The 22496-nt window shown below is 68.9% G+C and carries 18 protein-coding genes and 2 pseudogenes; 9 read left to right on the top strand and 11 right to left on the bottom strand.

Annotated features, from left to right (window positions below):
• Nucleotides 1-30: 30 nt before the first annotated feature.
• From AC07AB_RS34935 to AC07AB_RS34945, 3 genes and pseudogenes are all read right to left on the bottom strand, one after another.
• Nucleotides 31-510, bottom strand: a complete 480-nt coding sequence (locus tag AC07AB_RS34935) for a hypothetical protein (RefSeq protein ID WP_478575772.1) — start codon at nt 508-510, stop codon at nt 31-33.
• Nucleotides 507-1310, bottom strand: coding sequence for a DUF6083 domain-containing protein (locus AC07AB_RS34940; protein ID WP_478575774.1), 804 nt, complete (start codon nt 1308-1310; stop codon nt 507-509). The genes AC07AB_RS34935 and AC07AB_RS34940 overlap by 4 nt, the downstream gene beginning before the upstream one ends.
• A 221-nt stretch (nt 1311-1531) precedes the next feature.
• Nucleotides 1532-1794: pseudogene (locus tag AC07AB_RS34945) on the bottom strand (helix-turn-helix transcriptional regulator).
• A gap of 632 nt (nt 1795-2426) precedes the next feature.
• Between AC07AB_RS34945 and AC07AB_RS34950 the strand changes: the two are divergent.
• The 6 genes from AC07AB_RS34950 (at nt 2427) to AC07AB_RS34975 (ending at nt 13021) form a co-directional block, all read left to right on the top strand.
• Nucleotides 2427-3005 carry a hypothetical protein gene (locus tag AC07AB_RS34950; RefSeq protein WP_478575775.1) on the top strand — a complete coding sequence of 193 codons (579 nt, stop codon included), beginning with the start codon at nt 2427-2429 and terminating at the stop codon, nt 3003-3005.
• A gap of 263 nt (nt 3006-3268) precedes the next feature.
• Nucleotides 3269-7363 carry a hypothetical protein gene (locus AC07AB_RS34955; protein ID WP_478575777.1) on the top strand — a complete coding sequence of 1365 codons (4095 nt, stop codon included), beginning with the start codon at nt 3269-3271 and terminating at the stop codon, nt 7361-7363.
• 125 nt (nt 7364-7488) lie between these two features.
• A complete protein-coding gene (locus tag AC07AB_RS34960) occupies nt 7489-8199 on the top strand; it encodes a hypothetical protein (RefSeq protein WP_478575779.1) in 711 nt (236 codons plus the stop codon).
• Nucleotides 8199-10274 carry a hypothetical protein gene (locus AC07AB_RS34965; protein ID WP_478575781.1) on the top strand — a complete coding sequence of 692 codons (2076 nt, stop codon included), beginning with the start codon at nt 8199-8201 and terminating at the stop codon, nt 10272-10274. Before AC07AB_RS34960 ends, AC07AB_RS34965 begins: the two co-directional genes overlap by 1 nt.
• A 43-nt stretch (nt 10275-10317) precedes the next feature.
• Complete coding sequence (locus AC07AB_RS34970) at nt 10318-12333, top strand: hypothetical protein (RefSeq protein WP_478575783.1); 2016 nt, start codon at nt 10318-10320, stop codon at nt 12331-12333.
• Between the two features lie 379 nt (nt 12334-12712).
• On the top strand, nt 12713-13021 hold the full coding sequence (locus AC07AB_RS34975) for a hypothetical protein (RefSeq protein WP_478575785.1): 309 nt from the start codon (nt 12713-12715) through the stop codon (nt 13019-13021).
• Between the two features lie 46 nt (nt 13022-13067).
• Here AC07AB_RS34975 and AC07AB_RS34980 read toward each other — a convergent pair whose 3' ends face one another.
• The 5 genes from AC07AB_RS34980 to AC07AB_RS35000 form a co-directional block, all read right to left on the bottom strand.
• A complete protein-coding gene (locus AC07AB_RS34980) occupies nt 13068-13382 on the bottom strand; it encodes a hypothetical protein (protein WP_478575786.1) in 315 nt (104 codons plus the stop codon).
• Between the two features lie 95 nt (nt 13383-13477).
• The gene (locus AC07AB_RS34985) at nt 13478-14398 is read right to left on the bottom strand and encodes a helicase associated domain-containing protein (RefSeq protein WP_478575787.1); all 921 of its coding nucleotides are present in this window, start codon (nt 14396-14398) and stop codon (nt 13478-13480) included.
• 228 nt (nt 14399-14626) lie between these two features.
• Nucleotides 14627-16447 (bottom strand): hypothetical protein, encoded by a 1821-nt coding sequence (locus tag AC07AB_RS34990; RefSeq protein ID WP_478575789.1) that lies wholly within the window; start codon nt 16445-16447, stop codon nt 14627-14629.
• Nucleotides 16447-16971: a hypothetical protein gene (locus AC07AB_RS34995; RefSeq protein ID WP_478575791.1), complete on the bottom strand. Its 525-nt coding sequence runs from the start codon at nt 16969-16971 to the stop codon at nt 16447-16449. Before AC07AB_RS34995 ends, AC07AB_RS34990 begins: the two co-directional genes overlap by 1 nt.
• Nucleotides 16959-17372: a hypothetical protein gene (locus AC07AB_RS35000; protein ID WP_478575793.1), complete on the bottom strand. Its 414-nt coding sequence runs from the start codon at nt 17370-17372 to the stop codon at nt 16959-16961. Before AC07AB_RS35000 ends, AC07AB_RS34995 begins: the two co-directional genes overlap by 13 nt.
• Nucleotides 17373-17447: 75 nt before the next feature.
• Between AC07AB_RS35000 and AC07AB_RS35005 the strand changes: the two genes are divergently transcribed.
• Complete coding sequence (locus tag AC07AB_RS35005) at nt 17448-17810, top strand: helix-turn-helix domain-containing protein (RefSeq protein WP_478575795.1); 363 nt, start codon at nt 17448-17450, stop codon at nt 17808-17810.
• 169 nt (nt 17811-17979) lie between these two features.
• Here AC07AB_RS35005 and AC07AB_RS35010 read toward each other — a convergent pair whose 3' ends face one another.
• A complete protein-coding gene (locus tag AC07AB_RS35010) occupies nt 17980-18519 on the bottom strand; it encodes a hypothetical protein (RefSeq protein WP_478575797.1) in 540 nt (179 codons plus the stop codon).
• A 487-nt stretch (nt 18520-19006) separates the two neighbouring features.
• Here AC07AB_RS35010 and AC07AB_RS35015 point away from each other — a divergent pair, with 487 nt between their 5' ends.
• Together AC07AB_RS35015 and AC07AB_RS35020 are read left to right on the top strand one after the other, a co-directional pair.
• Nucleotides 19007-19360 (top strand): hypothetical protein, encoded by a 354-nt coding sequence (locus tag AC07AB_RS35015; protein WP_478575799.1) that lies wholly within the window; start codon nt 19007-19009, stop codon nt 19358-19360.
• 282 nt (nt 19361-19642) lie between these two features.
• A complete protein-coding gene (locus AC07AB_RS35020; RefSeq protein WP_478575801.1) occupies nt 19643-20293 on the top strand; it encodes an HAD family hydrolase in 651 nt (216 codons plus the stop codon).
• A 727-nt stretch (nt 20294-21020) separates the two neighbouring features.
• Here AC07AB_RS35020 and AC07AB_RS35025 read toward each other — a convergent pair.
• On the bottom strand, nt 21021-22007 hold the full coding sequence (locus AC07AB_RS35025; protein ID WP_478575848.1) for a hypothetical protein: 987 nt from the start codon (nt 22005-22007) through the stop codon (nt 21021-21023).
• Between the two features lie 65 nt (nt 22008-22072).
• Nucleotides 22073-22489 (bottom strand): annotated as a pseudogene (locus tag AC07AB_RS35030) (P-loop NTPase fold protein); the annotation flags it as partial.
• Between the last annotated feature and the right edge of the window lie 7 nt (nt 22490-22496).

Below are 22496 nucleotides of genomic sequence, written 5' to 3' on the forward strand. Positions count from 1 at the left end.
GTGTGTCGAGCGAGGCCAGCCGTGGGGGGACTACGGCGCCGCCGGCGGGCGGCGCCGGTCCAGCAGGCTGCCAGCGCAGGCCAGGATGTCTTCGGGCGGGTGATGGACGAGCAGGTCCTCGAGCCGGGCTTCCAGCAGCCGCCTTCGGCGCTGTTCGTGTTCAGCGAGGGCGTCGGTCACACACCGGCCGAGGAAATCCTGTGGGCGCTGTCCGCGGACCGCGGCGGCCTGTCGGATGGCGGCCGCCGCGGTGTGCTTGAGGTCGACGTTGAGCAGGACATGGCCGTGGCGGTTGGGGTAGTGGGTGGTCAGGACGTCGATGGGCAGCAGGGAGCCCAGCCGCCGGCGCAGCATGTGCAGAGCGCCGCCCGGGCTGTGCGCACGCTGGAGAGCCATCAGCCGGGTGCGGTCGGCGTTCGCCGCCAACGGCACGATGCGGCAGCTGTGGTGGAGTTCGCCGCTGGTGACGGGCCGGGTCAGGATGACCTCCACAGCGTGGTGCCGGTTCACAACTGAACCGCCTTTCGCATCCGGCCCGTCCTCCCGGTGTGCCGGGCAGGGGCCGGCAGGCGGTTGTGGATGTGCTCGTGGTGGCGCAACGGGTCGAAGGGCTCCCAGTCGGCCATCGCCAGGTCGGCGGCCCCCGGGACGGCGGCGTGCTGCGGGCAGCGCTGGGCGCGCCAGCGCAGCTGCGCCGCATAGGGCAGGGCGCTCAGGTCGTACACGGCCATGACATCGGCGGGCAGCGCCAGCTGGCCGCTGGCTGTGGTGGCCGGGACCAGCCTCCAGACGCCGGACGGGGCAGCGGGGGTGAGCAGCGGACTGGTGCAGCGGCGTCGGCGCCTGGTCTGAGCCACGCACTGGATCTCGTCCACGGGGCGGGCAGCGAGATAGCGGACGTACAGCAACTGCACGATCGGCCGGCCCGGGCGGCACAGTGCTGGCGTCGGGCCGTCCAACGGCGCCGGGGACGGGGTGAAAGCACCGGTGTCGATCAGGCAGCGGGTGTTGACGGCCAGTGTCCGGCGCAGGCCGGTCAGTGTGGGCGGCGTCGAGGACACGTCGCTGGCGGGGCACACGACGGTGTGCAGCAGCCGGCACCAGCCGCTGCCGTCGCCCGCGGGGTGGGCGATGCCGGAACTGACGTGCCAGCGGCAGACGGCGGGCACCCGTGCGGAGGGCAGTTCGTACGGATGGAGGCGGACGGGCTGCTGCGTGCTGCGGTGATACCACTCGATGCGGTTGCCGCACTCGCGGCAGCGGCCACTCTGGCCGCAGCGCAGCAGTCGGCTGCCGCTGTCTGATGCCACGCGCAAGGAGCGGCGCGGGGGAGCGGCCGCGTGCCGGACCGGAGGAGAGGGGGTGGAACGCATGCGGGCGAACCTGTCAGCCAACGCGCCGCGTGCGCGGCACCCGTCCCGCCGTATCACCCGGTAAGCCGCATGCAAGGTGACTGGTGTGCGAATCTCCGGCCGCATGTTCGATGGGGTGTTGTCGTTCGGGTGATCCGTGTCTGTGGCCTGGCAGGGCGTCAGTCGGATGGAGGGCCGGGCACCTCGTGCCCGCGGCACAGGGTGCTGAAGAGGTCGTCCAGGGGGTGTTCAGGGCGTGGGCGAGGGCGTGCCAGGTCTTCAGCGTGCCGATGGTGCGGCCCTGCTCGATCTCGATGACGGTGCGCCTGGCCAGCCCGCTGCGGGAGGCAAGCTCGTCGTAGCTCCACCCGCGCACGGCCCGCAGACGCGCGAGCTCCAACCGCAGCGCATCGAGGTCCGGATCGGGCGGCAAGATCGTCACCCGTCCATCCGACGGCGCAGACCCCTGCCCTGTCAGTGCAGACCTCTGCCCCATTTCCCCAGGTGGCACTGCCCACGACAGGGCAGAAGTCTGCACTACGGTGGGCCGCCGCCCCACAGCCGAAGACGGGACCGGCGCGCAAGCGACAGGAGGAACACGCGCCTATGAGGCTGCGCACACCATGCTCAGCGATGCCACGCGCCTGGACCGTGGAACTGCGCTCGCACGCCAGCGGGCTCCTTCTGGTCTGCCAGCCATGCCCGCAGGCGGGCGGCCAGGTCGCCGCAGCCTCCGCCCGCTCAGCCGCACTCGCCCACCTCGCCCGCCACGCCCGCCACGCCCGCGGCGACCTCCTCCCGCCTCATCTGAGGATCTGCCAGTGCCACGAACGAGGCTGCCGCTGGCACCCCCGTCACCGAGGCTGCGACGGCCCCATCCGCCTCCTCCTCGCCTGCGAGCGCGGCGGACGGCTCTGGCGACTCGCCGATGCCTGCAGCGCCTGCGCCGCCGCGACAGCCCAGGCCGCCGTCGTCCCCGACACCGCCCTGCGCGCCACCCTGCGGCAGCCACCGACCGCGCGGCGACGCCCACGACAGCCCAGAGGCCCCGGTGAGCAGATCCGAGTGTGCGAAATGCTCAGCTACCTGGCCGCCGCTCTCCCGCCCGATGCCTCGGCCGCGGCACGCCTGCTCGCCCTCCAGTGCACCCTGCGCATGGATGCCACCATGCATGTCCGTCTGTCCAAAGGCCTGCTGCGCAGCCTTCGCCTCGACACCCCCGGACCGTGGCACGAGCTTGAACGAGCGCGTTGGCTCCGCTCCGCTCCCGCACACGCCGCCAACGAGTTCGTTGCCGAACTGCTGGATGCCACCCTGCTGGGCCAGGCGCCAGCTCGCAGCGACCGTAGGCATGCAGCCGACTGGGCGCTGCGCGCCGGCTGTCCCTCGAGGGCGGGGATCGCGGAGCCGCTGGTACAGCTGGCGAGCGTCTACCTCGCAGCCCACACGGATCCCCAAACCGGCAGCGGTTGGAGCGAGCTCGAGCAGATGGCGCGCGCCGGCGGTACCGATCCTGCCGAACTGCCCCGTGTGTTCGATCGACTGGTCGCGACGAGACTGCTCAAAACCTGGAACGCCGGTCCCGATGCGGAAGACCTGTACTGGACCCTGGAGGACAGAACGCGGCCTCACACCGCACAGAGACCGTCCTGACAACCCTGAATGAGGGAACCGTCCAGGCTGGATGTCCTGCATCCTCGGGACAGGAAGATCTTCTGCCGATGCGATATCTGTTGGCCACAGAGCCGGCGCATGGCACTGACAGCGTCGGCCTGTCGCGCCGGACCAGGACCGCGCCGGGGAAGATCGGACTCAACGCCCTCTTGGAGTTGCTCGTCTTGATACGGGCCCCGGGATGCCCACGGGGTGAGAATGGGCTGATGCGATACGCGTGGCGACGGTCATTGAGGCCGCTGGTGGCCGACAGTGGCCGGCCTGATCCGGGCAGCAGCTGGCGGGAGACCGACGATCTGTTGCGGTTGGACGATATGCGGGATGTGCCCGTCGTCGTGGTGCTTGGCGAGCGCGGTGCGGGCAAGTCCGTAGCCCTGGAGCAGGAACAAGCACTGCTGGGCCCGCAGGAAGCGGGAGCTGCCTCGCTGCTGCATCTGGGCCGTGATGTCGCCGATACGGCCTCCGCGGGCGCCGTTCTGTACGAGCATTTGTCCGCAGAACAGGACGGGCCGTATGTCCTCTTGGACGGACTGGACGAGGGCCTGAGCGATATTCCCGGCCTCGACAGAGTTCTCCTGCTGCAACTGCGGGCGTTGCAACTGCGGCAGCGTGAAGGGCTGCGGTTGCGGATCACCTGCCGCACCACTCGCTGGTCCGAGACGTTGGAGAGCGGGCTGCGGCAACTGTGGCCCGGTCCGGGACAGGTGGCGCTGATGACGCTTGCACCGCTGTCTCGGCAGGACATCCAGAGCGCGGCCGAGCAGCATGGCCTGGACGGGGCAGCGTTCACCGAGCAGGTAGCCAGCCGGGGCCTTGGAGCCCTGGCTCAGCAGCCGGTCACACTCGTACCGCTCCTGAAGGCCCGGGCTCAGGGGGAAGAACTTCCGAAGACGGTGGCCGAGGCCTACGAGCAGGCATGCCGCACGTTGTGTACGGAGACCTGGGCGCAAGGATTCGTACAGCGTCAGGAACGGCCGGCAGCGGACCTTCTGCTGGAAGTGGCCCGCTGGACGGCAGCCGCTCTTCAATTCGGCCGTACCCCGGCCCTCACCGACCGGGAACCCGTCCTCGAGAATGAACTGCACCTCGACAGCCTGTCCGGCTCTGGGATCCCCGGAGCCGTCCCGCAACTGGAGTGCCGCCGCCATGAACTGCTGCACTTGACCGAGTCCGGTCTGCTGACCCCAGTGGGCCAGCGCCGCTGGGTGTTCGCCCACCGCAGCTACCAGGAGTACCTGGCGGCACAGTACCTGCGCGACCACATCGCCCCGGCCGTGCGCAGCGAGCTGCTGTGGGCAGGCAGCGGCACGGCACGGCATATCGTGCCGGAGCATGAGGAGATCGCCGCTCGGTTGGCGGTTGACGATCCCGCGCTGTTCGAGGAACTACTCGCCACCGACCCCCGCGTCTTGCTCCTGGCCGATCTGTCCTGTCTGCCGGACGCATCCCGGCTGCGGACCGTCCAGGCGCTCTTGGAAGCGGTACCCGATGAAGACTTCGACCGCCTCGACTTCACACTCCTTGAGCGGCTCGCCCACCCGCACCTGGCCGGACAACTGGAACCGTTCCTGACCCGTGATACGGACCAGAACCAGGTGTACCTGGCTTTGTCTATCGCTGCCCAGTGCCGGCCAGCCGAGCTGACGCCCGCTCTGCTGTCGTTTGCGGAGGACACCACGGTGCCGACGCGGCTTCGCTCCTTCGCTCTGTACGCGGTCGCCGAGGAGAGCCTGAAGGACGACGCGGTGGTTGCACGCCTGCGCGCCCTTGCCACCGGCGCGAAGACCCGCACTGCGGAGGCCGCACTGGAGCACCTGTGGCCACAGCACCTGCGAGTGGCCGAGTACTTCGACCTGCTCCCTGACCAGCAGCCGTTCACCTACCGGCCGCAGCTGGAGAAGGCCATGGACCTGGTCACACCAGAGCACGTTACCGAGGCACTTGATTGGTGTATCGCTGCACTTGAGACCCAAAGCCCCAAGTCCTTGGCCGCCACTGTGCTGCTGGCCCGGTGTATCCGTCTTATCGGCCACCTCGACCTCGCCGGGGGGCCGGCCCCCGGTGAGGAGCAGGCCGGACAGGCGCTCGTCGCCCTGGCAGCGCACACCGAGCTGTCCAGCACCGCCGACGCACGCACGCCGCTGGAGTACCTGCGCGATTCCCTGGACGCCGTGCCCGCTCTGCGCCGCCGTCTCGCCGACTACGTTCTGCGCCACAGCAGCCAGGAGCAGGTCCTGGAACTCACCTTCGAAACCCCTGAGGTGGGACTGTTCCCCGAGGAAGACCTTCTGTACTGGGCCGAGCGCTGGACGGACCTTCCGCCCGAGACACGGCACATCGCGAAGCCGCTCTTCAGCCACAGGCAACGGCCGGACGAAGCGCGGCTGCGAGGAGCTTTGGACAAGGCCCGGCAGGCGGATGAGGAACTTCGGGATGCCACCGCCTGGTGGGACGCCCCTCCTTCCGAGTGGCAGCTGCGCAGGCAGGCACAAGAACAAGAGGAGCAGCAACGCAACACCTTCGACGAACAGGCGTTCAGGGCTGCGCTGGAAGCCGTGCACACAGCTGCCCCCGACCAGGTCCGCGCCGCCTGGCGCACGGTCCTCGGCCACCTCTACCGCACCAGCGACGGCCAGCCCGTCAAAGAAGGATCCGCCCGCCTTAACGCGGTCGCCGCGGCACCCTTCTACCCGCCTGAAGGCAGTGCTCTGCACACCACGCTGTCCCGGGCCGCCCTGCACGTCCTGGCCACCGCCCCTGCATGGCAAGCACACGACGTCTCGGCCGGGGGCACCGAGTGGATCGACGTACCGGAACTGACCGTGACGGGATGCGTGCCTGCTGACTCCTGGCAAGCCGCACTGCCCGGAATCCGTACCGAGCAGTGGGCAGGCTGGGCACTCGCCCTGGCCACGATGACCCTGCCGACGCAAGAAACAGACCTGCACCACAGCCTGTTCAGGCGGTGCGCCCGCCACGGCGGCCACGCGTTCGAGACTGCGCTGGCGATGTCCCTGGACCGTCTTGATCCCTACCGGCTCGCTGAACTGGTCCGGTTCCTGCACCCACTGGAGGCGGCGGACGCCCTCGCCGTCATGCGGGACTGGGCTCTCAAGCCCGATCGCAGTGCCGCAGCCTGGGCCGCCGTGACGGTCACCTTGTCGGGCCTCGGCGACAGTCCTGCCCGGGGCCAGGTGAAGCAGACTGTGGCAGCCGGTCCGCTCCCCGACCAAGCCAGTTCCGATCCGGAACACTGGCGCACCGCGGCTCATGCTGTGATGGCCGACACGGACCTGCCGGAGAGCTGGCCGCACATCCGCCGTGCGTTCGATGACAGCGAGCTGTGCCGTGCCGTGATCGACGGATTGGCCGCTGCTGGCCCGGGCCGCTGGCCGGCGGGCGTGGCGGAACTCGAGGAAGCCGATCTCGCTGACCTCTACGAGCGGTTGTGCAGTTGGGAGGAACTGAGGAAGCCCCGCCCCGAGCGGGAGCCAGGTGTCGCCTACTGGACCACGCCGCAGGAAACCCTCCATGATCTTGCCGATGCCCTGCCACAACAGATCGCCCGCAGGGCAACCTTCCAGGCGGCCGACCAGCTCAGCCGACTGGCCGCTGTCACGTCCCGCCACCCGACCTGGTTGCGGCGCCTGGCCCGCGCCACCGCTCGCCAGGCTGCCCAGCAGCAGAGCCGGCCGCTGCCCGCACACCAGCTGCGGAAACTGGCCTCCGACCACAGCCTGCGCGTGATCACCAATGAGGCCCAGCTCCTGGACGTCACGATGGAAGCCCTCGACCGCGTTCAAGAAGCACTCTCGGGCCCCAACGGGATGGCCATCCTGCTGTGGAACCGCACCGCGGCAACCGCCTACAGCACGATGTGGCCGACATGGGAGGAGGACTTCAGCGACCTCGTCATGGGTCTGCTGAAGACCCACCTCGGCGGACGGCGCATCATCCTCAACCGCGAAGTCCAAATCGACCGCCCGGGAGCCCAAGGAGGCCGTACCGACATTCACATCCAGGCGGCTGACCCCTCGCACAACGCTGAGCCTTTCACCGTAGTCATCGAAGCCAAAGGCTGCTGGAACCCAGGCCTGTCCACCGCACTCGCCAAGCAACTGGTCGCCCGCTACCTGCGCCACCCCCGCACTGCCGGCATCTTCCTCGTCGGCTTCTTCGACTGCGCCCAGTGGCACTCCGAACACCGGAAGCCCTGCTCGCCCAGCCACACCCGGCAGCAGATCGAGGCCAAACAGCAGGCACTGGCCGCACAGCAAGATGTTGCGGTCCGCGCACGAGTCCTCGACTGCCGGCCGCCCGGAGCTCAAACCGCCTAGCTGCTCACGCAACACCATCCCGGTGGCCGGGCGTCGGCCCATTCCAAGGTGGGAGTCCCAGACACGCCAACCCGCCTGAGGATGCAGATCTTGCCCGGTGTTCTCACTCCTGCGGGTGACGGCAGTTGGACATCACACTCGGCGGCACGGTTGGCTGGCTCGCCATGGAGCCAGCCGGACCACGGCGAGCCAGCCGGTGGCAGAACGCTGTACGGCTGCTCCTGCTGATCGCTACCGCAGCCGAACCCGTCACCGCAGACGGCCGCGCGCCCAAAGACGCGGTCAGTGTGGTCCGCACCCAAGTACTCCTGCAGAAACTCGACTTCTGGGTGCGCTGCCCGGATTTTCTCGCCTGGGAGCTGCTGACCGAGTTCGAAACCTACCCCGACGACCCAGCCCTGTGGCACCTGGCCGCAGACATTCTGTCCTCCGACGAGCCAGACGTGCGACGCTATCCGATGCTCCGTCACCGCTTCGGCGCCTTCGAGCAGATGCACGAGGCTCTGGGCATGCTGATCGAAAGGAGCATGGTGACCAAACGGCACATCCCGCGCGGCGACCAAGTGGGCCAGCACGATTACTACCTGCGCGAACGCGGCCGTGAGGTGGCTGACACCATTGTGCGCGAGGTGCCCGACCTGCATTGGTACGTCGACCGCACCACAACGGTGGTTGGCCTGGTCAAGGGGCTCGGCCCCAGCGCGGTCAAGGCCCGTCAGTACCTCCAGCGCGACTACGCCGACACCCCCATCGGCTCCTACATCGCCTCCATCACGGACCAGGCCCGCCAGCGCCTGGAACAGCTACGGCCCTCCGGGCCGGTCAGGGGCCGGTGATGGACCAGCAACAGCTCTTCGCACCGCACCAACTGACCGGCCCCGCCGCCGTCGTGCCCCTGCCACGCCAACAGCAGTGGGCGGCCGCTCTGGCCGCTGGGGTGCCCGCCCCCGGTGAGATCATCACCGCAGCCGCCGAATCCACCGGCCACAGCGCCGACACGGTGGAGAGCGTGCTACGCGAGAGCGGGGTGCAACTGTCCAGCCCGCTGGCCGCCAGCCGTCACCTGCAACTGGCCCGCGTCCGCGTCGACGGCGTCAAACCTGGTGGTGAAATCCTCACCTGGCAGCAGGAATTCACCCCCGGCGTGTGGGCGATCACCTACCCCGGCAACAACGTCGGCAAGACCAGCTGCCTGGAGTTCGCGGTCTGGCCCCTGCGCGGAGCCCCGCGCCAACTACCCAAAGACGTCCGCACCTGGATCCACCGCATCGAAGCCGACGTCAGCACCGGACATCGGGCACTGCGCATCGTGCTGGACACCGCCGACCTGCGCCGCCCCCGCTGCACCATCCGCACCTGCGCCACGTTGGAGGAACTCGACGACCTGCCCGACAGTGCCCAGCACCTGCTCGGCAGTGCAACCGGCCAGACGGACATCAGCGCACTCGTCGATGTGGTGATGCGCGGCGACCTGGGTCTGGAACAGGCCATGATGTGGGGCGAGAGCGCAGGCCAGGACGGTGAAGGCGCGGCCCAGACCCACGGCTGGACCTCCTACTTCGGCGCCATGTACCTCAACCTGGGCGGCGCCAACCTCCTCTTCGGCGATGTCGCCACCGCCGGACTTCCCGGCCAGCTGCTGGAACTGTTCATCGACGTCCCCTACACCGCCACCCTCTCCCGGGTGGAGGTGGCCATCCAGCAGCGGGGAAAGCAGGACCGGCTGGCACGGCGCCGGGCCGAGGAGGCGGCACGTGCCCGCAGCGCGGAACGGGCCCAGTGGGCGAAAGAGCTGCGGGCACAGCGGCGCGCAGCCGCTCAGATGCGCAGCCAGGACCCCGTCACACAGCTCACCGACCGCCGGGCCAAGGAGCAGGACGCCACCCAGGAATGGAAGGCCGCCATCCGCCAGGTCGCGCGCGCCACCGAAGCCGCCGAGCTGGCCAAAGAAGCCCGCATCCAGGCCAAGCAACGCCACCTGGACGCCGTGGAGACACACCGCGCCCAGCAGGTCATGGGCCTGGCAGAGATCGACTGCTGTGGCCGCTGCCAGCGCGACCTGGGGCCCGAGCGCAAGAAGAACGAGCTGGCCGACGGTCTCTGCCGCTCCTGCACACGGCCGCTGCCCACACCCGAGACCACCGACCCCCGCGCCATCGAGATGGAACTGGCCGAACTGGCCCGGCAGCTCGGCCGCGCCGAAGAGGACGAAAAACAAGTCGGCAACGCTCTCCGACAGGCCCGGCGCAAAGAGCATAACGCCCACCAGACCTACCTCAAGGCCAGCCGGCTCGTGGAGCAGACCGCCAGCGCCTCGCAGATCCACGCCCAGCTCGCCGACGCCGAGAAGACGATCGCCTCACTGGAAGGCAAACTCGAAGCCACCAGCCCCCAGCCCGCCACCACAGGACAACGCAGCCCCGACACCGCCATCCTGCAGGCCGTCCGCACCCAGCTGCTGAACTGCGTCGAGCACTCCGGCCACGCCCTGTTCGCCGAACTGGACCAAGAAATCCGTGACCTGGCCGCACGCTTCGGCGTGGCCAACCTGGACTCAGTCCATCTGCAGCGCACCGGGCGCATCACCGCCGTCAAGGCCGGCGTACCGATGCCCTTCAACGGTCTCCCCCCAGGCGACCGGCTGCGCATGCGGATCGCCACCGTCATCGCGCTCCTGCGCATCGGCAGCCGACGCGGCACGATCGGCCACCCCGGACTCCTGCTCGTCGACTCCATCGGCACCGCGGAGACCACCGTCGACGACGGGCGCCGACTTGTGCAGGAACTGCACGCAGTGGCCCAGGAGATGACCAGACTGCAGATCGTGCTGACCACCGCTCAGCCCGCCATGGTCGAGGGCATTCTCCCCGCCGAAAAGATCATCACCTCCTCCCAGTCCCACCTCTTCTGACCCCAGCCACAGGACCGCAGGACACCCCCGGGAAGGAACCACCGTGCCGACCGTGGAGAACACCCTGGACTCCTGGAGCCGCACGGCCACCGACACCCAGCTGGACAACGGGCCCAGCCTCGACGACCTCGGCGGCCCGGCCACTGTCGCCGCCGAAGCCCCCCGCCTGGCCACCGGCCCCCTGCTCGGCATCCTGGCCACAGCCACCGCACACTCACTCACCACCCACCCCGCCCACACCCTCACCCCCATCACCCAGGCCCTCCAGCACGGCCTGACCCGCCCCCACAGCGCGTGGACCCTGGCCGAAGCCCTCGACACCGTCTGCAGCCATCCGGCCCTGCTCCAGGCATTGGAGCCCAAACAGCTCAGCCGCCTCCTCACCAGCCACGCAGACGCCGCGCTGGCGGGCGAGGCCAGGCCCCACCTCGCCCGCCCCACGCTGGCAGCGCTGCTCCACCTGGCCATCACCGACCGCTGCAACCCCCACCAGCTGCTGCTGATCCTGACCGACCTGGACGCAACCGAACCTCCCGACGCCCTGGAGATGCTCCCCGTCCTCCTCGGCATCGCTCACAGCCACTTCGGCGACCCGGCCCTGCTCACCGCCCTGACCCGGTTCGAACACCACCTACAGCTGGCCGACCCGGTACGCACCGACGCCTGCTTCGAACTCGCCCTCGCACAGATCAGACACGCCGCCGAAGCAAGCGACAGCAGCCAGGCCCGCGCCTGCCTCGACCACGCCGCCCTGCGCCTGCACCACGTGATCGACCACTCGGAAGCCCGGCCCGACGCCCACGCCTGGCTCGCCGCCGTCCAGGCCGTCCTCGCCTTCACCCCCAGCCCTGGCACCCCGCTCGACACCGCCCTCCACCGCCTGCGCCACGCCACCGCCCACCACCAGGCATGGAACGCCCGCCTCGGCGACATTCCCTGGCTCACCGCCCGCGGCAGCGCCCAAGCCGCCTGGCACCGACTGGCCACCCGCCTCCACCACGCCGCGGCCCGCCTCACCGAGCCCAGCTGGTACGAAGCCGCCCGCACCCTGGCCGACGTCCTCGACATCTACCGCGCCACCCACGCCGTGCACGCCACCGGCCCGGCCCCCGGCCTGCACGCCCTCATCCACCCCGTTGTCGTGGACGCCTTCACCCGCAACGCCGCCCTGCTCCACCACCTACGCCAGGCCCTCCGACACGACTTCGCCGACCACCCGGACGCCACCGCCCTCCACCAAGCCACCGAGGACAGCATCACCAGCTTCGGAGACCACCCCCACCTCCCAGCCCCCGAACCCAGACAGGACACCCTTCTGGCCGCCTACCCCCACTTGCACAGCCTGCTCACCCGCACCGACGAGCCCGCCCCCACCGACCCGCTGCTGCTCGACTGCCTCGAACGTCACCTCGCCCAGCGCCACCAAGCAGCCGCCTGCTACGGCAACGCCCGCTTCGACCAACACCTCAGAACCCTGCTAGGCCAGCTTGAGCAGCACCCCGGCTACATCCCTCCCGTCGACGGATATCTGGCCGGCCTCGTCGAGCAATTCCTGAAATTCCTCTACCTGCGCTTCGATGGCCAGCCCAGCCTCTACGGCGACCGCACCGCCTACCTCGGCCCCCCACCGCCCAACGGCAGCACCAGCATTTGGTCTGAGAAGGCGCTGCAAGACGACTACCACCGCGACCTCATCGGCGTCTTCCCTCACGGGACCATCCACCGTGAACACCCCGACCGCGGCGGTGGACGCAGCGACCTGGAATACGAACCCCAGCCCGGCATCCGCTTCCCCATCGAAGTCAAACGCCGCACCACCCGCTCCACACGCACCGACCTGCAGACCGCCCACCTCGCCCAGGCCGCCAACTACACGGCCACCAGCGTCCCCTTCGCCCTGCTCCTGGTCGGAGACCACAGCGAACACTCCGGCGGCTACTCAGACATCGACGACCGCGTCTGGACAGCGCTGCATGCGCGCAGCCCGACCGAGATCCCCCGTCTGATCATCGTCGGCGTGCTGCCCATCGGACGCCCTACACCCTCCCGCACACGCTGACGCGGGGCGCGTACGGACCATGCGCAACACAAGACCCCGGCTGGTCGGGGGAGGCCAGCCAGTGTCCTGTGCGACCAGGAGATCTGCACTGGTGGTTGACCAGTTGTTTCAGTGCGTTGTGGCAAAGGGAGTCCCTGTTCGATGGGCAGGGGCTTCTTCGTGTGCGGGGCATGATCGGCCTGGGGTAGGGGCAGGCAGCGGGCGGCTTGTTGTGGATCGAGGAGGGTGCGATGCCGTCGGTGCTGGGGTTGGTGGAACAGCGTGAGGCGCGGGCGAGGCAGGATCTGGAGTCCTGGATGGAGGTCCTGGAGCAGGCTCAGGCGGAGGTGGATGCCGCGCGGGAGCGAGTCGAGCGGGCCCGGGTGGGGCGTGAGAGCTCGTGTCGGTGCTGGCCGGGGAGGGCCCGGTGAATACGCCGGTTTCCGTGACGTCTGATGGTGAGACGGCTGCCGCCGTGGGATCGAGCAGCTTGGGCGCGGGGCATGGCGAGAGGCCGCCGGTGTGGCGGTCGGGCATGGGCGAGGAGGTGCTCAGCGGCCTGTATCGGGAGGTGTTCGCCGCGGTGGTGGCCGCTTCGGGGCCGGTGAATGGGGTGGAGCTGACGCGGGCGGTGGGCCGGGAGGCGGAGATCAAGAACGAGGTGGAGAAGATCCGTCACCGTGCCTACGTGCTGGAGAAGCGGGGCTGACTGGTGCGGGCGAAGGACGGGCGGTTCATGCCCGCGCCCGGAGCAGTCAGGCGGGGCGTTTCTCCGGCCAGCGCGGAGCGTCCCCGGCCAGGCGCCGGGACAGCCTGATCACGGCGGCCCACCACACCATCTGGGCGTGGTGGGCGGGGCGGCGTTCGTGGTCGCGGTTGAGGCGGCGTGAGCGGGCCAGCCAGCTCAGCGTGTGCTCCACGACCCAGCGGCGAGACAGGACGATGCAGCCGGGCGGAATCGACAGTCGGCGGACGGTCTTGAAGATGACGTTCAGGCGGTCCTCGGCCCAGGCCACCAGCGGCCCGGCACAGCCGGAGTCGGCCCAGACCGTGGCGATCTCGGCGTGCATCAGATGCAGCCGGAACGCACGCGTTGGCCGAGGCCCGCTCGTCCGTCGTGCCGGGCCCACGCCCACCACAGATCAATCGCCCTCTCATCGACTCACTACCAGCGCATCCCAACTGCGGACAGCTCCTCCACTCGTTCGGGAGCAAGACTGGCTTTACGCGCACGGGAGTTGGCGACGAACACACCAAGCATCAGCTCGGCCCCGTCAATGGTTTCGATGTGCGATCGGGGTACGTTCAGATGCCCTTCTCGGGTGCGGTACTGGCGGGCAGCCGCCAGATTCGCTTCCCACTTCTGGGCCCGGCTGCGCCGAGGAACGACCGCAGACGCAGCCAGCTTCTCCGCACGGGGTTCGATGCGCAACACTTCGCGGAGCAGCCACTGCTGCACGCCACTCAGCGCATTCCACTCCTGCCGCTGCACCTGCACCCAGCGCCCGATGTCCTCGCCCTGCACCAACAGCACACCCTCCCGCTCCGGCAGTGAACCTCCGCCCTGCCGGTGCATGCGGGCGAGGTGAAAGCACCGCTGCCACGCCACCGGCCACGCCGGACACCACGCGGGATCGATCTCCCCCAGTGCCCGGCGCCGCTCCCGGCTCAGCCCACCCGCCCCAGAGTCGGCCCGCGACCCCTGCGCCAGTTGGTCCTCGGCCCGCCGGGCAGCGGCACGCTGATTCTTCAGCCAGATCCCGACCGGGTAGTTCTCCCAGGTGGCCTCCGTGGGGGCCACCAGGTGGCCGTGTTCGGCTGCCCAGCCGCGGGCCGCGGCCAGGCCCTCGTCGAAGGCGACCGTGAAGTGGGACCACACCATCCCGAGCTCGTCCAACTGCGCCACCCGCTCCGGCCCAAGACCGCCCTGACGATTCAGGCGCCGCTGATTGGAGATCCACATCCCCAGCGGAAACCCATCAGGCGCCGTGTGCCCGTAGGGGACCCGCAGATGCCCGTGGTCACCGTGGAACGCGAGCGCCGCCTGCAGACCCCGCCGCCAGAACTCCCCCTCCGGCCGCAGCAAGGCTGTTCACGAGTTAGCTCGTAAGCGGTTCACGAGTCCCGTCCGATCACTTTGATCGGGCGGGATTTCGTCGTTTCAGGGACTCGCCGGGAGGTCTCGTTGCGCAGGTCGGGGCGGATGCACGTGCACCGTACGGCCTGTTGCCGTGGCGTGGGCATGGCTGTGCACGCCGAGCTGTGGGGAGTTCGGCGTGCGCGGGTGGGCTGGAGTTGTCGTACGGAGCCGGGTTCAGCGGGAACGCGGAGGCGGATGGCGCCCGGTGCGGGCCTTCGGCAGCGTGACGGCTGGGGAGCTGAGCGACGGCAGGGAGCCGGTGGCGTCGAAGTCGATGTCGGTGAGTTCGTCGGGGCCGGCCCGTTCGGTAAGCCAGCTTTCGAGGATTCTCAGGTTCGCGACGGTGAGCATGAGGGCGAGGAAGAGTGCCTGGTTGACCTGGCCCGGGGCGGGTCGGTGCTTGCGGTTGCCGATGTCGAGGGTGCCGCTCTTGAAGCGGCCGTTGGCTCCTTCGTTGTGGCTGCGGATGGGTTTGTATGTGTTCAGCCAGGACGTGTGGAGGTAGGGGACGTCCTGGCGGTACTTGGCCAGGCGCCAGTCGGCCCCTTCGGCGTCGGCGGGCACGGTGACCGAGCCCGCCACGCACACCTTGGGCAGGGCTTTCTCCGGCGGTGGAGCGAGGCGTTCGGCGTCAGGGATGTGGACGGTGGGGCGGGCTGCCGCGTGGGCCGTGCGGAATTGCGGGGTGTCGAGGTCGATCACCCGGGCGGGCATCGGGGCAGAGGCGCGCGGATGCAGCCGATCGTGGCGTGCGCAGTTGACCGACGGGCAGGGCCCGCTGGCGGGGCACTGGACGCGGATCGAGCCGCGGGCGTCGGGGCCCTGCTTGAGCTTGAGGTGGTGCGGCTCGCGGGCTTCGATCTTCTCGCGGAGCGCATCGCTGCGGAACCGGACGGTGTCGTCGTCGGCTTCGGCGGTGGCATGGATGAGCGGGGCCGGGGTGAGCGGGCAGAGCAGGGAGCCGTCGACGAGCGGCGCCCCGCGCCAACTCCCCTGCAGGCCGCGCTCCTTGACCTTGTAGTCCAGGGCGAGGCGGTAGCCGAGGCGGCGTACGGGTGTCTGGAAGGTGGAGGAGCTGCAGCCGGTGTACGCGCGGTCGGCAGCCAGGATGCCGGTGGGCAGGCCGAGCTCGGTGATCTGAGTCAGGACTGTGACGGCGTTGGGGCCGGTGCGGACGGTGGGGGTGTCGAGTTCGAAGCCCAGGCACAGCTGGGGGTATGCCTTGGGGGGATCGTTGTCCGAGTCGCGGTGGTGGGCGGCGATGGCCAGGGCCGCGCTGTATCCGAAGACTCTCTCGCCGGTGCCGCCTTTGGCGTGCCAGCCTGCGGTGATGTCGGTGGAGGCGGTGCCGCGCCGGGGGCTGTGAGGGTGGGTGTTCACGGGGATGTCGGTGGCGTCCACGCCGACGTCGCCGTTCCAGCCGCGCAGGTATCCGCGCTGGTGGGCCATGCGGACGGTGGTCAGCACCAGGCGGTTGGCCAGGAGTTGCAGTCGGGCGGCGGCCTGGCGTCCCTCGGGGCTGTCCCAGATCGCGGCGAGGAAGTCGGCGTGACGCAGGGGCAGACGCGAGCGGCGGTCGTGGCGGGCCGGGTCCAGGGCGGTGGTGATCGTGTCCAGGCCGCGGTAGAGGCGTTTGCTGGAGGCGATGCGGGCCCAGGGGTCTGGTGGTGGCTGTTCCGGGATGCCCAGCCAGCCCCGAGCTCGGGGCCTGAGGCTGTAGTGCAGGATGCGCCATGCGTCGGCGACGGTGGCACGGTTGTTGTAGTAGACGGCCAGCAGCAGTCCGGCCAGCACTACCCGTGGGCGCATGCCTTTGGGACCGGGGCGGCCTTTGAGGAGTTCTTCGAGTTCCTGGGGAACACCGGAGCGGTCGATCAGGGTCAGCAGCTGACCGACCTTGGAGTCAGGGATCTCCGCCGGTCCGCTCAGCGGCGGCTTGGGCCGCAGCCGGCGGATATGGGTGGCCGGGCTGTAGGGGTCTTCCGGTCGACGCATCACTGGACAGGTCCGCGCAGCAGTTCGGCGGCCTGCTCGGGTGCGAGCGGGGGCACCCAGTGGAAGTAGGGGCCCAGCGAAGCTGCCGATGCCATGCCTGCGGCCTGGGCGACCAGGGCCGGATCGATGCGCTGGCGCAGCAGGTCCACGATCCACGTCGTCCGCAGCCGCCGCGCGGACAGCAGCGGCAGGCCCGCGTGGGGCCGGTGTCGGGCGGGCCAGGAGGACACCAGATTCTTCGCAGCCTCGACCTGACGGCCGGGCCGGAACACGTAGTTGTCCCCGGCGGCCTGGGCGAGTTCAGCCAGCGTGGCCTCCCACTCCGCGCGGCAGGCCACCAGCCGTCCCAGCCACGATGCGTCGAGCACCACCATGCCGCCGTCGGTGACACGCAGATCACTGCCGCGTACGGCGGGCAGCTCGCCCGGGTTCAGCCCACAGCCCGCCGACAAGGCCATCAGTGCCAGGCCGTCCAGCCGGGCCTGCCCCGGCAGCAGCTCCGCCCACCCTTTCAGCAGGGCCAACTCGCCTGTTTCGTAAGGGGGTTGGGGTCGCCGGTTGGCGGAGATCCGGACTGGAGGGGCCTCCCCGCGCTCCACCCATACAAGCGCTTCACGGGTGCGCCGCAACCACGTTCGGAAGGTCTGCCGGCTGCTGCCCACCCGCCGGCCAGTCCGCGCAGGATGAACAGATCGATGGTCTCGGTCCGCAGCCACAGTCCCGGATCGCGCGGCAGCCCGCAGCTGTCGGCCCAGACGGCGAGGCGGCCCACCACGTGCAGCAGATGCCCGGCCTCATAACAAGTGACCGGGGCGGCGGCCGCGACGGTGGCCCGTACCTGATCGGCCACCGGCCCCCACCGCTCCGGAGGCAGCCGGGGACAGTAGCGGCGGATACGGGCGGAGACCTGCGGGCTCAACGTCACGGACCAATCCCACCGGCTGGTCAAGCAGCCAGTGAAGAGGTTGGCGACGATCTTCACGTAAAGGAGTGCAACAGCATGGTCGGTGGCATGAACCGGCGTACCCCGCCGCGCGAGCTGGCCCGTGATCCGGAAACCTGGCCCCAGGCGGACCTCGCCGACCCCGGCGCCATCGCCGTGCAGCACATCGCCCGCGTCCTCGCCGCGGCCATGGAGGAACGGCGGTTCAGCCTGCGTCGCCTCGCGGATGCATCCGGTGTGAACCGGCAGGCCATCGCCGACCTCCTGGCCGGGCGTTCCTGGCCCGACGTGGCCACGGTGGCCCGCCTCGGAACCGCCGCGGGTGCAGCCTTGTGGCCGCAAGCAGTCGCAGATGAAAGGGAGATCGGGCATGAAGCCTCATCTCGTGTCCGAACTCGCGCACAACGCGATCGGACATGACGCTTTCGCGGCTCCGCCCGCCGAGCGCGGCGCGTCTCGCCTACGCTCGGAGCACACGGGAGCCGCCTGTTGGGTGCTCACGTGCCGGCACCGCCGACGCTTTCCACGGCTTCACGGCGGTGCCGGACCTCCCCGCACCACCAATGGAAAGTGGGGCGGGAGTCTGGGTTCAGGAAGCCCCGGGCGCCCCCTCATCCGCGGCAGCGGTCTCGGCTGTCGCGATGGCGAACTGGGACTCGGCGTCCTCGACGACGAGCCCTTCGTTCACCAAAGCCTTCAGGCGGGCACGGGTCGTCTCAATCCGTGCCGGGGTGGAGACGTCCTCGCCGATGGCGGCAGCGATTGCCTTTGCCTTCATGGGCCGCCCGGCCGTCGTCAGGACCGACAACATCCGGCGCCTGCCCTCTTCCCGCTCAAGGGGAGGCTTCGAGTCGGCAGGCCCGGCGTCAGGTCCGGACGAGGACTCGTCGGAATCCTCCTGCAGTGGGCCGTCGGAATCCTCTGACGGCGGGGCCTCGGGTTCTTCCGGCTCTTCGCTCTCGTCTTCAGGCAGTGATTCCAGGATCCGCCGAGCGGTGTCCAGGTCGCGCAGGGTTGCCTCGGCTGCTTCAACTCGTCGATGAAGGGCATCGAGCTCGTCCCCCAGGGCGGCCAGCTCCTCCTTGACCACGGCCCGCTGACGCTCCAGACGGTCAAACACCGACGCCACGACCCCCACCCCTCACGCCTGAAGCACCCCGGAGGGCCTGGCTTACGCCAGGCCCTCCGGACACGGTAGGAGCCGCAGGTTCAAGATCGCAGGAGCTGTCGCTCAAAGACTGCAATCGTCAACTGACGCCCTCTTGTGGTCATTTGGAGCACAAGAACAAGATGTCCTTGCGGCTATTCCGGAGCTGTTGTGAGCGGTCCGGTACGAAGGGGCGCCAGACCGTGCTGTGCAGGAAGAAGTTTGTGTCCCAAGCCGGTATGCACATGCCCCTCCTGTCGGCTCAGGGTTGCACCGTGATCGGGAACCGGGAGCTCAGCTGCGGCAACCTGAGCGTTGGTTTGACCTCATCTCGCACGTCTAAACGCTTCCCATGAGGAGCCCGGACTACCTTGTCGGCGCCCTGTCGGGCGTCCACAGCCTCATAGGAGGTAGTGAACCCGTGCGGTACTGCTCACGGCCGTGTGTGCGTCACCCGTAGGCTCAGCTCATGCCGCCCGCAGATGACTCGCAGAGCACCGCCAAGCACTGGCCGGAGTGCACTGATGTGTACGACTTCCTGGAGCAAATCCGCCTGCGACCCGGCATGTGGCTACCGCCTCAAGGGTCTCTTCGCCATCTGGAATCCATGCTTGTCGGATACCAGATGGCTCTGGGCGTGCACTCCATCGACGAGCCCTTCCCCTTCTGGGGCGACGGACCGTTCAGCCGGTGGCTCTGCCAGCACTTCGGCCGGCCGAGCTCGCTCAGCTGGGCCGCTCAGATCGAACGTGAGACATCCGACGGATCCAGGCCCGTCGAAGAGTTCTTCCGGCTCCTGGGCGAGTTCCGAGAGCAGAACTGACCTCTCCAGCAACTGAGTTGGGTGCGAAGAGGTGGTGGCCCGGGCGGCACGACACGCGGCTAGCGAGAACCGAGGTCACCCTGACCGGCACGAACGGATACTCGCGTGGGATCAGCAAGACAGGGCGAGTAGTTCGTCGATCGCTGGCTCCGGGCCGCCTTGAGTGGACCGGGAGCCACAGGCTGGTGGCACTCGTGACGGCTCTGGGCGCCCCCTCGTTGACCACGTCGGTGCAGCCTGTGAAGCCGAGCTGCTCGGGCAGCACATGATCTACTGCCGGGCATGCCGTTGCTGATGCTTGACCTCGACAACACCCTGGTAGACCGCGATGCCGCCTTCCGCGAGGCGGCGACCGGTTTCCTGGTCGAGCACGCGCTGCCCGACGGCGACTTGCCCTGGCTGATGACCCTCGATGCCAGCGGCTACACACCGCGACATGACGTCGCCCAGGCCATGGCCGGTCGCTACGGCGCGGCCCTCTCCGAGCGGGCAGCCCAGGCCTTCCTCGACTGGGGCGCCGCTGATCGCGTCGTCTTGCCCGATGCCACCCGCGCGGCACTCGGCAAGGCCATCGACGATGGGTGGACGTGCGCGATCGTCACCAACGGCCGTGTCGTACAGCAGGAAACGAAGATCAGGAACACCGGACTGGACCGCGCTGTCCACGGCTGGGTGATCTCTGAGGCGGTCGGCCACAAGAAGCCCGCGCCGGAGATCTTCCGCGCGGCAGCGGCCGCCACCGGAACCTCCCTTCTCGGAGCCTGGATGATCGGTGATTCGCCGCACGCCGACATCCGCGGCGCGACGGGCGTCGGCGCACGCAGCGTCTGGGTGTCGGGCGGCCGGCCGTGGGGTGAAGCGGCATACCGGCCCACGCACACCACTGAAGACGCCGCGTCCGCGATCAACTACGTCACCAGCATCCCGATGTGACAATGCGGACCGGGCCGCGCTGAGGGTGTCCGGTCTGTCGATCCTCCGCGTAGTTACGACAAGAACCCGCCTCTGACATGCAGTGCTTAGGGTTGGCGTAGAAGATCCTGGTTCTAGCTTTGAGCTGGGATGGTATGCACCTCTCATTCCGAGTGGCTGATGGTTCACGCGCCCTGAACTGGGATGCTGCGACTAGACAAATAATGTCGTAACCAGGTTGATAAGTAGCTACGGGGCGCGTCGCCGGATGTGACGTGTGGGCGGACCTTATGAGGCAATTAGTTGCTTCTTCTTTATGTGATCGGAATGCGGTTTTTGGGTGACATTCCTTGTCGTCTCGCATGGCACCAAACGACCCTCGCTCGGCGCGCGGAACGGGGGAGCGCGCCGTAGACAGCGGCCGACGTGAGCCGGGGCTTCGCGCGCTAGCGCGATGCCCAAGGGTCGTGCCGGGGAGGCCGCCGATTTCAGCAGGGACGCGTCACTACGGACTGATGCTCGACTACACGGGGCGGCCAGCAGAGATCGATGAGGGGCCCTGGTCGCTGAGCTGTCGAAGTAGCTCCGTGACTGCCGCGGCCTGTACGACCTGCGTCCCGTCTGCGAGTTGGCCTGGCCGGTCGACGGGAACGGGGGAATGCCTCGTCGATATCGTGGAGGTGGGGCCTGTGCATGTACCAGGCTGCGATGTTCCTCCTGGCGCGAGGCGGGGTGAGCGCCGCAGAGTTCACCGCCCGCTTGGTTCCAAAGGCGGTGTTTGTGGGCCTCCGGCTGTGCCGTCGGAGCTGGGCGCTGACGCAGGAGCGCAGCTTGCGAGTAGGCGACGGCACAGGCCGGGCACGTCGTCCAGAGCAGGATCGAGGGCCGTGACATCGTCCGGGAACATGCTCCGTCGTCGCGGGGTAGTGCACACGTTGAGGAGAAGGCCGGTGAAGTCTTTCCAGGCCCGTTCTGCGGGCTGGCGGCTGATGGCCTCGGCCCGCCTCAGGTAGTCGTCCGTCCGCCGGTTCGAAATCCGAATTACCTCAACGTGCCGAACGTCCGGGTCCTCGATCCCCTCGTTGCGGGCCACAGCCAGGGCAGGGGAGGCTTCTACGAGGAGGGCCAGCACGTCGCGGACCGCGCAGATAAACGGGTACTCCACCTGCTCCATACTCTGGATCCGGTCTTGGAGTGACGGCCAGCGAGAGCGGCGGGAAAACGGATTCCCGCCTTCACTTTCTACCTCACGGGATATCTTACTCAACTGCTCGAAGATCTGTACACCGTACTCGTCAGCGAGTTCCGGCCGCGACATGCTGACTGCCTCCACGATGGCGTCGGCACCGAAGTGCTCGAAGCCGCGCACTACGGCCACGGCGAAGGTGGCGAGACCGCGGGCGTCGGCGAGGCTATCGGGCACCGCTATGCCCGCAGGGTGGCCTTTTTGTTTCGCCTGACGGTACAGCTTGGCGTAGTAGCGGTGAGCCGCCGCTAAAGCGGCGTCCATGGCCTTGTCAGGGCAACTGCCTGCGGACCGTGCGGCGTTCTCGATGGCGGCCAGCGGATGGGAGTCGTCGCGGGCCATATACCAGGCCAGAGCCCGTCGAACCGCAGGTTCGGGTAGCAGTGCCGACGCGGCCGCGCAGGCCTGAGGGCGCGTGCTGAAGACGTGGAGTACCGCCTGCTCCAAGGGCCTCTTCTTGACGGTGGCCAAAGCCAGGGCCTCAGCCACCGCGAAGGTCTCCGGCAGGAGATCCGAGGTGGACCCGGAACCACGAGCTGGCCCAGAACACTGTCCATCAGCGCGATCTTGATGTCGTCATAGCCCTCGAACTGCCACGGGCTGAAGGGCACCACCACGTAGTGGCCTCCATCGGCCGGCGCCTCGCTCTTGAGCTGCGAGGCCACGATCTTCAACAGGCTGCTCTTGCCCGAGCCCCAGTCCCCGAGCAGGCCCACGGTCAGCGGCAGCAACTGCGGCCGGGTCAGTGCCACCATCAGCTCGTCCACGAGGAAGTCGAAGCCGAGGAGATCGATGTCAGCTTCGTTGTCTGACCACACAGGGCGCCGCTCCAATTCCTGCCCGCAGCGCCCGGTGCGGTCGTGCGGAACTGCTGACGGCACAGGTGCAGTTGAGCAACGTGAGCATACGGGGTCAGTGAGATCCCGTCCCTCACCCGGACGAGTGGCGCGCTGTCCGGGGTACCGGCGCATCCGGCCC

The organism is Streptomyces sp. NPDC044033, assembly GCF_056434425.1.

Coding starts and splice junctions, on each gene's coding strand:
- AC07AB_RS34950 (WP_478575775.1), top strand. CDS start 2,427: ATGCTCAGCTACCTGGCCGCCGCTCTCCCGCCCGATGCCTCGGCCGCG.
- AC07AB_RS34965 (WP_478575781.1), top strand. CDS start 8,199: ATGGACCAGCAACAGCTCTTCGCACCGCACCAACTGACCGGCCCCGCC.
- AC07AB_RS34980 (WP_478575786.1), bottom strand. CDS start 13,382: ATGCACGCCGAGATCGCCACGGTCTGGGCCGACTCCGGCTGTGCCGGG.
- AC07AB_RS34990 (WP_478575789.1), bottom strand. CDS start 16,447: ATGCGTCGACCGGAAGACCCCTACAGCCCGGCCACCCATATCCGCCGG.
- AC07AB_RS35005 (WP_478575795.1), top strand. CDS start 17,448: ATGGTCGGTGGCATGAACCGGCGTACCCCGCCGCGCGAGCTGGCCCGT.
- AC07AB_RS35015 (WP_478575799.1), top strand. CDS start 19,007: ATGCCGCCCGCAGATGACTCGCAGAGCACCGCCAAGCACTGGCCGGAG.
- AC07AB_RS35020 (WP_478575801.1), top strand. CDS start 19,643: ATGCCGTTGCTGATGCTTGACCTCGACAACACCCTGGTAGACCGCGAT.